General features: G+C 51.8%; 8 protein-coding genes. All 8 read right to left on the bottom strand.

The window, feature by feature from the left end; genetic code table 11:
- Nucleotides 1-544: 544 nt before the first annotated feature.
- The 8 genes from J7M22_08695 to rplU all read right to left on the bottom strand — a co-directional run bounded on the left by J7M22_08695 (nt 545) and on the right by rplU (nt 9,386).
- Nucleotides 545-1,888, bottom strand: coding sequence for a sigma-54-dependent Fis family transcriptional regulator (locus J7M22_08695; GenBank protein MCD6506688.1), 1,344 nt, complete (start codon nt 1,886-1,888; stop codon nt 545-547).
- An 8-nt stretch (nt 1,889-1,896) separates the two neighbouring features.
- A complete protein-coding gene (locus J7M22_08700; protein ID MCD6506689.1) occupies nt 1,897-3,024 on the bottom strand; it encodes a hypothetical protein in 1,128 nt (375 codons plus the stop codon).
- Complete coding sequence (locus tag J7M22_08705) at nt 2,993-4,222, bottom strand: L,D-transpeptidase family protein (protein MCD6506690.1); 1,230 nt, start codon at nt 4,220-4,222, stop codon at nt 2,993-2,995. Before J7M22_08705 ends, J7M22_08700 begins: the two co-directional genes overlap by 32 nt.
- 73 nt (nt 4,223-4,295) lie before the next feature.
- Nucleotides 4,296-5,876 (bottom strand): citramalate synthase, encoded by a 1,581-nt coding sequence (locus J7M22_08710; GenBank protein MCD6506691.1) that lies wholly within the window; start codon nt 5,874-5,876, stop codon nt 4,296-4,298.
- 353 nt (nt 5,877-6,229) lie between these two features.
- Nucleotides 6,230-7,351 (bottom strand): glutamate 5-kinase, encoded by a 1,122-nt coding sequence (proB, locus tag J7M22_08715; protein MCD6506692.1) that lies wholly within the window; start codon nt 7,349-7,351, stop codon nt 6,230-6,232.
- 39 nt (nt 7,352-7,390) lie between these two features.
- The gene (gene obgE / locus J7M22_08720) at nt 7,391-8,674 is read right to left on the bottom strand and encodes a GTPase ObgE (protein MCD6506693.1); all 1,284 of its coding nucleotides are present in this window, start codon (nt 8,672-8,674) and stop codon (nt 7,391-7,393) included.
- 101 nt (nt 8,675-8,775) lie between these two features.
- Nucleotides 8,776-9,054, bottom strand: a complete 279-nt coding sequence (rpmA, locus tag J7M22_08725) for a 50S ribosomal protein L27 (GenBank protein MCD6506694.1) — start codon at nt 9,052-9,054, stop codon at nt 8,776-8,778.
- 20 nt (nt 9,055-9,074) lie between these two features.
- Nucleotides 9,075-9,386, bottom strand: a complete 312-nt coding sequence (rplU, locus tag J7M22_08730; protein ID MCD6506695.1) for a 50S ribosomal protein L21 — start codon at nt 9,384-9,386, stop codon at nt 9,075-9,077.
- Between the last annotated feature and the right edge of the window lie 180 nt (nt 9,387-9,566).

The following is a 9,566-nucleotide window of genomic DNA, read 5'->3' on the forward strand; positions in this document are numbered from 1 at the left end:
CGTAGTCAGGACAATCTGGGTTCCAGCAGAAGGAACCGGGCGAAACCAATCGTGTGTGTTCCATTTTCTATCCCCCAATCGCTTGATGTGTATCTATTATACACCAACACGATTAGGGGAGACTACCGGCCTTTTAAAAGAGGATAAAAAAATGGCGTAGGTTGGGCACCTACGCCATCTAGGGGGGAGTCGGAGGGCTAGAAGCTAACTCCGATACGCTTCCGAATCTTACGAATCCAACATACCACTGCCGGCAGTTCAACGCTCACTCGAGCTCCAGCATGCCGATATTAGCGGAAACGCATCGGATTTCAGCGCTCCATAATTTACATATAGCAATCCCCGTGCCATCGATTTCACATCGTCGGAATCGCATATGAAAAGGCGGGAGGATCGCTCCCACCTTTCCCTCTCACATCCATGTGTAATTTTGTCACTTTTTCGAGGTTGACAGCCGGTTTCAGATTGACATGTTGTCAATCAGTTTCCTTCTCCCGCGGACGATAGACCTCGTCCTTTCCTCCACGAGCGGCAACTCCTTGATTTACTCGTTTAACTTCCTGTAAATCGTCCTATAGGATATGCCGAGAAGTCTAGCGGCCAGCATCTTATCTCCTTTGGTGTGTTTCAGCGTCTCGTTTATGACTATCCGCTCCACCTCGTCCATGGGGGTTCCGATCGGAATAGTGATGAGTCTTGGTTCCTCCTCTCCCTCGACTATATATTCGGGCAGATCTCCCTCATCTATCACCTCATCTCTTGAGAGCACCACAGCTCGCTCTATGACGTTCTCCAGTTCTCTGACGTTTCCCGGCCATTCATACCGCATCAGAGCAGACATGGCGCCTTTGGATATCCCCCTGAGCGGCTTTGAGTTTTTATCGCTGTATATCCTGATAAAATGATCCACCAGCAGCGGTATATCCTCCTTGCGTTCCCTGAGCGGGGGAAGTTTGATGTTGATCACGTTGAGTCTGTAGTATAGATCTTCACGGAAGGAACCCTCTCTAACTGCTTCGGCGAGGTCCACGTTTGTCGCCGCTATTAACCTGACGTTCACCTTGATCGTCTCGGTTCCACCGAGCTTTTCAAACTCATGCTCCTGCAAAACACGGAGGAGCTTCACCTGAAGGTGGAGGGGCATCAGGCCGATCTCGTCCAGGAAGAGCGTCCCGCCGTCGGCCAGCTCGAATCTGCCTGGTTTGCGTCTATCGGCCCCCGTGAAAGCCCCCCTCTCATGACCGAACAGCTCCGACTCCAACAGCGTTTCGGGCAGGGCGGCGCAACTGACCTTGATGAAGGGTTTATCTTTCCGGTCGCTTAGGTAATGTATGGCGTTGGCGATCACCTCTTTGCCCGTTCCGCTTTCCCCCTCTATCAGAACGGTGGCCGAGGAAGGTGCAACCTGATGGACGATCTCCATCACGCGTCTCATGGGTTCGCTTTGACCTATGATCCGTTTGGCGTTCCGGGCGTCCTCCAGTTGCTGATGGAGATACCTGTTCTCCATCAGTAACACCTGTTTTTCCATGGCATTGGCGACGGTTTTAAGCACCTTTGCCCGTCTGAGGGGTTTCTCGATGTAATCATATGCGCCTTCTTTCATCGCCTCAACGGCGGTCTCTATAGTGCCGTAAGCCGTCATGAGGATGACCTCAGCCTCGGGGGAGATCGCCTTTATCGCCCTGAGGAGCTGCACGCCATCCATGCCAGGCATCTTCAAATCGGTTAGAACCACGCTGACGGGCTCCCGTCTGACTATTTCAAGCGCTTCTTCGCCGCTGGGAGCCTCCTTAACCTCATAACCTGCCTTCCTGAGTATCTTCGTGAGGGAGATCCTGAGAGGCGCTTCATCGTCGACGATCAAAACGGTATTGGGAAGATGCATGATCCCACCTACCTCCTTCCGGGCACCGGGAGCGAAATCGTGAAGGTCGTTCCCTTGCCAGGGGCGCTTGTGAGTGAGATAGAACCGCCGTGCTCCCTGATAATCTGATCGGCTAGGGGCAAGCCCAGGCCGGTCCCATTCTTCTTGGTCGAATAAAAGGGCAGAAATATCTTATCCCACTCGCTCCTATCTATCCCAGCGCCGCTGTCAGATATATTTATAACAGCCATATCGCCTTTCAGCTTGGTGCTGACGATCAACCTCCCTCCATCAGGCATGGCTTCGATGGAGTTTTTAAGCACGTTCATCAACGCCCTGTTGAGCTGATCCTCATCCAGCATCATAGGTGGGATATCTTCGTCGAAATCGGTTATAAGCTCTACCCTTCTGTCGCGGATCTCCGTAGAGAGAAAACTCAACAGGTTTTCCAGGATGAAGTTGATGTCGTGGGGTTTGAACTCCATGCTGGGAAGCCTGGCGAACTGGAGATAATCCTGGACAAACCTGGACAGGCCATCTAACACCTCCCGAATGGATCTAACCAGTTCCTCGGCTTCCTCCGTTTGAACTCTCCCCTTAAACCCCTCAAGCTCGTCTTCCAAGAGTTCTAGGTTAAGATTTATGGAACTAATCGGATTTCTGATCTCATGTGCCACCTTAGCGGCCATCTTACCTATAAGGGTAAGCCTGTCGAGCTTTGCCTCCTCCTTTACACGCGTGATCTCCTCCGTCTTGGCCCTCACGACCTCCTGATACATATCCGAGTAACGGCATAGTATCAGATCGTAGTATCGGATAAGCTCCTTGAGGAGCGAGAACATCTCCTCTGGATCACTCACCTGATCCCCCGCCTCTGAGAGGATCACATCCCGGGTTGTGATAAGAGCCCTCTGGACGTCACCGAGTTTGAAATCGAGCGAGCCTCTAAGCTTAGCCACCTGCGAAAGGGAGTTTTCCAGCTTCCCTTTCTCGCCCCTTTCTATGAGCATCAGCATACCCTCAAGAAGGGATCTTACGTTATAGCGAAGCTCATCTATGGGACGGCTCGAATAGGCTCCGATCCTGGATATGAGGGATGCGCTCCGATCTACGATCACATCCAGCCTATCCTTGACCAATTTGGCCAGACGAGACATCTCCACCACGCCTTTCCCGCATGGGTGTGAACCAGATTCTCCTCTTGATTTTCTCCTTTATGATTACAGGCGTCCCGATGGTTACGAGGCCGAAGAGTTCCTCCACATCCCCGTTCAGCATCCTTATACATCCGTCGCTCTGAGCCTTGCCTATCGATTCGGGCTTAGTGGTGCCGTGTATGCCGTAGCCTTTGGAGAGGCTGACCTTCTGGCTCGATATCCCCATCCATCTCGTGCCGAGCAGGTTATTGGGATCTCCCGGAGGTATAGGTCCATCAGGGGAGTACCATGTCGGGTTGACGATCTTGTTCCTTATCCTGAATTCGCCCGTCGGAGTTGGCGTTTCCGGAGCGCCGATCCCTATGGGGTAGGTTTTAACGACAAAGCCCTTGTATTTCAGCAGTAATAGCTTATCGCTTAGATCCACCTCCAGCGTGAACTCCGGGCGGGGCACGTTGAGCGTCTGACCGACCCTGAGAAGATGCGATTTAAGCCTGCTGGCCCTCATTATCATCTCAGGCGTGCTGTTGAACCTGCGGGCTATGAGTTTAAGCGAGTCCCCCCTCTTAACTTCATATTGAATGGAAGTCACCTTAAGGATGTATTTCAGATTTAAATCGCCAAGGGTATCCGCCGCATCTTTTGCCTGGGGATCACTCGGAAATCGCTCCAACAGCGTCTTGAAGCTTTCGACCGCCCCGGAGAGATTTCCCTTCCTGCCGTAGAGAAGACCGAGGTTGTAAAGGGCTTTGGGCGAGAATGGTCCATCGGGAAACACTTTGAAACAATTGGAGAAGCTCTCCACAGCCCGATCGATCTGATTCATTTTCTCGTGACAGATCCCCATACCGTAATAGATCCTGTGGAGGATATCCCTCCCACTGTTCAACCTGAGGGCATTCTGCCAGGCGTTCAGCGCCCCGCGATAATCCCCCCTCTCCTGAAGGGATACGGCGAGATAGAAATACGCCCTCGGTATCCCATCGAATTTGGGGTGCTTCTTGATAAACTTGGGCAACTCTTCGGCCAATAATCCGTATTCCCTCTGTGCAAACAGGCTTTCATAATGCTGAAATTGCCTGGGGATCCTGGCATTGGAGCTCCTCACGAAGGCGTAGACCCCCACGATTGAGATGACGAGTATGAATATCACGAACAGCGTGATCCTTGCCGATGAGAGACCGGATCTTCCGTTCATCGAATTGAAACCTCCCTCGGTTTAATCGCTCCACTATATTATAACCGGTATATCCGAAGCGGGCAAGATTTTCTCAGCCTTTTCTAGTCCTGAACAATTTATACTCAAGACTATCCACCAGGGCATCCCAGCTCGCCTTGATTATGTTTTCCGAAACCCCTATCGTCCCCCAGACCTCCTTTCCGTCGCTGGCCTCGATTAAAACCCTGACCTTAGCAGCCGTGCCCGCTCGGCTGTCGAGCACCCTCACCTTGAAATCGGTCAGATGGACGTTTTTCAGCTCCGGATAGAAGGTCTCCAACGCCTTTCGGAGCGCCATATCCATAGCGTTTACCGGCCCATCGCCTTCGGCGGCGGTATGCTCGACGTTGCCTTTAGGGTCTTTCACCTTTATCGTCGCCTCAGATCTGATCACGTGGTCGCCGTCGACGAGGAAACTGTCGGTGATGATCCTGAACCCCAGGACCTCAAACAGCGGTCTATACCTTCCAAGGACTTTATTGGCCAACAGCTTGAAGGATGCTTCAGCGGCCTCATACTGATATCCCTCTTTCTCGGCCTCCTTAAGTCTTCTGAAAAGCTCCTGCGCCTCAGGGGAGTTCTTGTCGAGGTTCGGAAACTCATCCTCGACCTTCATCAGTATGGCGCTTTTACCGGCTTGTTCTGAGATCAATATACGCCTCTGATTTCCAACCAAGGCGGGATCGATATGCTCGAAGGATCTGGTGGTCTTACGCACGGCGTCGATATGCATCCCGCCTTTATGGGCGAAGGCGCTTCTGCCGACATACGGCTGACGATCGTCATGGGATAGGTTGGCCAGCTCGCTCACAAGTATCGAGAGTGAGGTCAGCTTTTTTAACGAATCGTCGGGGACGCATCTGATACCCATCTTGATCTGAAGGTTGGGGATCAGCACGCATAGATCGGCGTTACCACATCTCTCGCCATATCCGTTCACCGTCCCCTGGACGTGAATCGCCCCGGCTTCCACAGCCATTATGGAGTTGGCCACGGCCATTCCGGAGTCGTTATGGGCATGTATCCCCAACGGCACATCAAATCTTTTAGCTACCTCCTCTGTTATCCTTTTTATCTCACTTGGAAGGCTACCCCCGTTGGTATCACAGAGCACTAACCTATAGGCGCCACCGCGAACGGCTGCTTTAAGCGTTTCAATCGCATACTCCGGATCGTCCTTATACCCATCGTAGAAATGCTCGGCATCATATATGACCTTCCTGCCTTTGCCCGTGAGGTATCGCATGGAGTCCTCTATGATCTGAAGGTTCCTATCGAGCGTGGTTCTGAGAACCTCCCTGACATGTAGTTTCCAACTCTTGCCGAATATGGTGATCATAGGGAGCTCCGTTTCAAGCAAAGCGTTAAGATTGGTATCCCGCTCCGGAGGGGTGTCCGCCCTTCTAGTGCTGCCGAAGGGAACGACGACGGCTTTTCTCAGCTTTAGATTTCTAACCCGTCTGAAAAATTCGATATCCTTGGGGTTCGATCCCGGATATCCTCCCTCTATGTATGGTATTCCGAATTCATCGAGCTCCTGGACTATTCGCAACTTATCCTCCACGGAGAAGGATATACCCTCAGCTTGGCTACCATCTCGCAGCGTCGTATCGTAGATCTCAACCGATCGCATCTTGGTTGACCTCCTTAACAAAAAAGCCCACCATCGCTTTGTGCGACGGTGGGCCTGAAACTAAGATTGATTTCCTTCATCCGCCGCCCACCACGCACGGCGCGGCTATTCGTATTATGATGATAATAGCTATCACTGCGTCAGCCGTGGGCATTGGATAAAGGAGATGCTTTTTCATAACCCCTACCACCTTAAAGCTTATTGAAGAGTTTATCATAACTCCTTCCCATTGTCAAATTAACGAGGGAAACTACAGGCATCTCCTCAACTCTTACTATATCCCTTCGTCCGGTGAGCCAACTTCTTCAGTTCAGTAGAGAAGCCAAATTGTAGACTTCAGGGATGGCTTACAATTAGGGTAACGGCTTAAGGATAACAAGGTTATCCCTGTGTATCACCTCATCGTAGTACCTGTAGCCGAGGATCAACTCTATCTCGGAGGTTTTGTGCCCCATGATCTTTTTGATCTCCTCTGAGCTGTAATTGGTGAGCCCCCTCGCGAACTCCCTACCCTTCTCATCCAGACATCTTATGGTATCACCGAAATCGAATTTTCCCTCAACGCTTATTATCCCTGACGCGAGCAAGCTTGCTCCTTTTCTCACAAGCGCCTCGTATGCTCCCCTGTCCACCCTGACCGCTCCTTTCATTCTCGGGGAGTAGGCTATCCACCGCTTTCTACCCGGCAATTTCCTTCCCTTCTTCCTTGGCAGGAAGAGGGTTCCGATCCTTTCACCCTTGAGGAGCCTCGTGACAGGCATCTGAATGGAGGAGTTGGCGATGACCATCATCTCGCCCGATCCGATGACCACTTCCGCTGCCGCCAGTTTGGTGTCCATCCCGCCCGTTCCCAGCTCACCGCCCTTTCCGCCGGCAAAAGCCCTCAACTCATCCGTTATTTCCTCGACGACGTCCACCAACTTGGCGTTGGGTTCCTTTCTGGGGTCAGCCGTGTAGAGGCCGTCGATGTCTGAGAGAATAACCAGCAGATCAGCCCTTGCCAAAAGCGTCGTGAAGGCCGAGAGCATATCATTATCACCGACTTTGATCTCCTCGACCGCTACCGTGTCGTTCTCGTTGATTATGGGTACGACGCCATATCTGAGAAGGGCGATCAGCGTGTTGCTTATGTTCGTATATCTCCTCCGGTCGCTGAAGTCATCTCTTGTTAGTAACATCTGACCGACGGTGATGCCATGTCTGGAGAAACTTCGTTCGTAGGCGTTCATCAGGAGACTCTGTCCGATGGCGGCGGCGGCTTGCTGAGTGGGAATATCTCTAGGACGGGATCTGAGGCCCAATTTGCCGGCCCCCGCTCCTATCGCCCCGGAAGTTACCAGGATCACATCCCTGCCGCTCGATTTGACCGATGCGAGATCATCCACGATCCTATCCAGCTTCTCCTCATCCAGCCCCATATCATCCTTTCTGACGATCGAGCTGGTCCCAACCTTCACCACAATCCTTTTAACCATGTCGAAATCCACGTTTCGCGAGCTCATGACTGTTTATCTTCACTCTGCATATTCAAATTCGAAATCGCCTATCCGAATGGTATCTCCTTCCTTAGCCCCTAACCTTTTCAGAGCGGAGTAGAGCCCAAGGGATCTCAGCTTGCGATGGAAGAGCATGATCGCCTCCTCATTCTCGAAATCAGTCATCACCACGGCTCTTTTGACTTTCTCGCCCTCAACCACAAACTTACCTCCTTCCTTTCTGATTGTGAAGGGGGGAGATTTTTTCCTGACAGGTTTGCCGCTCGACGCGTGCTTTCTCTCCCTCTTACGAGCCAAAATCTCATTTATCCTCTTAAGCAATCCGTATGTCACCCAAAGGAGTTCATGAACTCCTTCGCCTGTGAGTGCCGATATCGGGAGCGCCCTCCTGCCCTCTTTGTGGAAGAATTCGAGGAGGCGAGGCAGATTTTCTTTCGCCTGAGGAAGATCGATCTTGTTTAAAGCGACGATCTGTGGGAGTTTAGACAATCTGGGGTTGTAGAGGGATATCTCCCTGTTTATGATATGATAATCCTCCAAAGGATCCCTTCCTTCACACCCGGAGGCATCTATCATGTGGATAAGCAGCTTCGTCCTCTCGACATGTCTCAGGAACTCGTCCCCTAAGCCGGCTCCCTCGTGTGCTCCCTCTATCAGTCCGGGTATGTCGGCCATGACGAAGCTTTTCTCCGGAGCCAGTCGAACGACACCGAGATTCGGGGAGAGGGTTGTAAACGGGTAATCGGCTATCTTAGGCTTCGCGGCCGAGGCTCTGGCTAAGAGGGAAGATTTTCCGACGTTTGGGAGTCCTACCAATCCCACATCAGCGATCAGTTTCAGCTCCAGCTCGAGCCATTTCTCCTCGCCGGGCTCGCCTTTTTCGGCGACCCTTGGAGCCTGATAGGTGCTGCTTTTAAAATGTGCATTGCCTCTGCCGCCTACTCCACCACGGACGACGAGCGCCCTTTTGCCCGGCTCGTCCAGATCCGCTATCAGCTCTCCGGTCTCGGCGTCCCTTATGATCGTTCCGACAGGCACTTTGACGATGAGATTCTCGCCGTCCTTCCCATGCATCAACTTGCCCTTCCCGTGCTCGCCGTTTTGAGCCTTGTAATGTCGGGTGTAGATCTGATCTATCAAGGTACTGAGGTGGGGGCTTGCCTCGAAGATCACATCTCCTCCTTTACCCCCATCACCTCCATCGGGTCCGCCTCTGGGGACGAACTTTTCCCTTCGAAAGCTTATACAGCCGTTCCCGCCATCACCGGCTTTTACATGTATTTTAGCTCTGTCCAGATGCATCTCATCTGATATCTGTATGACCCATAGAAATTGAGGCTCCTCGAGGAGGAGCCGATCTATATTTTCCTCAAAGAGGCACAGCTTAGGAATATCGGTAGAGCTCAGGTTGATGCCATTTGGGCGGGTAGTTCCGGATAGACGCTTACTTTCTTTCTTCTCTTGTCCTTCCTTTCGAACACGACATAACCGCTCGTGAGGGCAAAAAGGGTATCATCTCCTCCACGGCCTACGTTTCTGCCGGGATGGATCTTCGTTCCGCGCTGTCGGACCAGTATCTCACCCGCCTTGACGAATTGTCCTCCAAATCTCTTTATCCCAAGCCTTTTAGCGCGGCTATCACGACCGTTTTGTGTGCTGCCGCCGCCTTTCTTGTGAGCCATGTCTAACACCTCCGAAAGGCTCAGACCTTTATCTCCTCGATCCTGAGCCTCGTGTAATACTGCCTGTGACCTCTTTTGCGCCTGTAGTTCTTTCGCTTTTTGAACTTGTAGACGATCACCTTCCTATCTTTGCCGTGGGCGACCACCTCGGCGATTATAGCTGCCCCTTCAACCTTGGGATTGCCAACTCTCACTTCGCCGTCACCATAGACCATCAACACATCGTCTATTGTTATCCTCTCGCCCACCGGCACATCAAGCTTTTCAACGTCTATCAGATCGCCTACCGCAACCCTATGCTGTTTTCCACCAGATCTGAAGATCGCGTACATGTTATATCACCTTACCTGAATTTCAAAGCTGAAAAAAGAGTATATCAAACAGGAAGCTTATTTGTCAACTTTCAGTCGTAACCCTGATCTACCCCAGTTTTATCACCCCCTTTTCAATAGCTCAGAGGAGATAAGGAGAAATAAGGCTCCAAACGAAACTCCTTCCAAGAATCCCTCACC

It is taken from the genome of Candidatus Poribacteria bacterium, assembly GCA_021162805.1.
Lineage (GTDB): Bacteria > Poribacteria > WGA-4E > B28-G17 > B28-G17 > JAGGXZ01.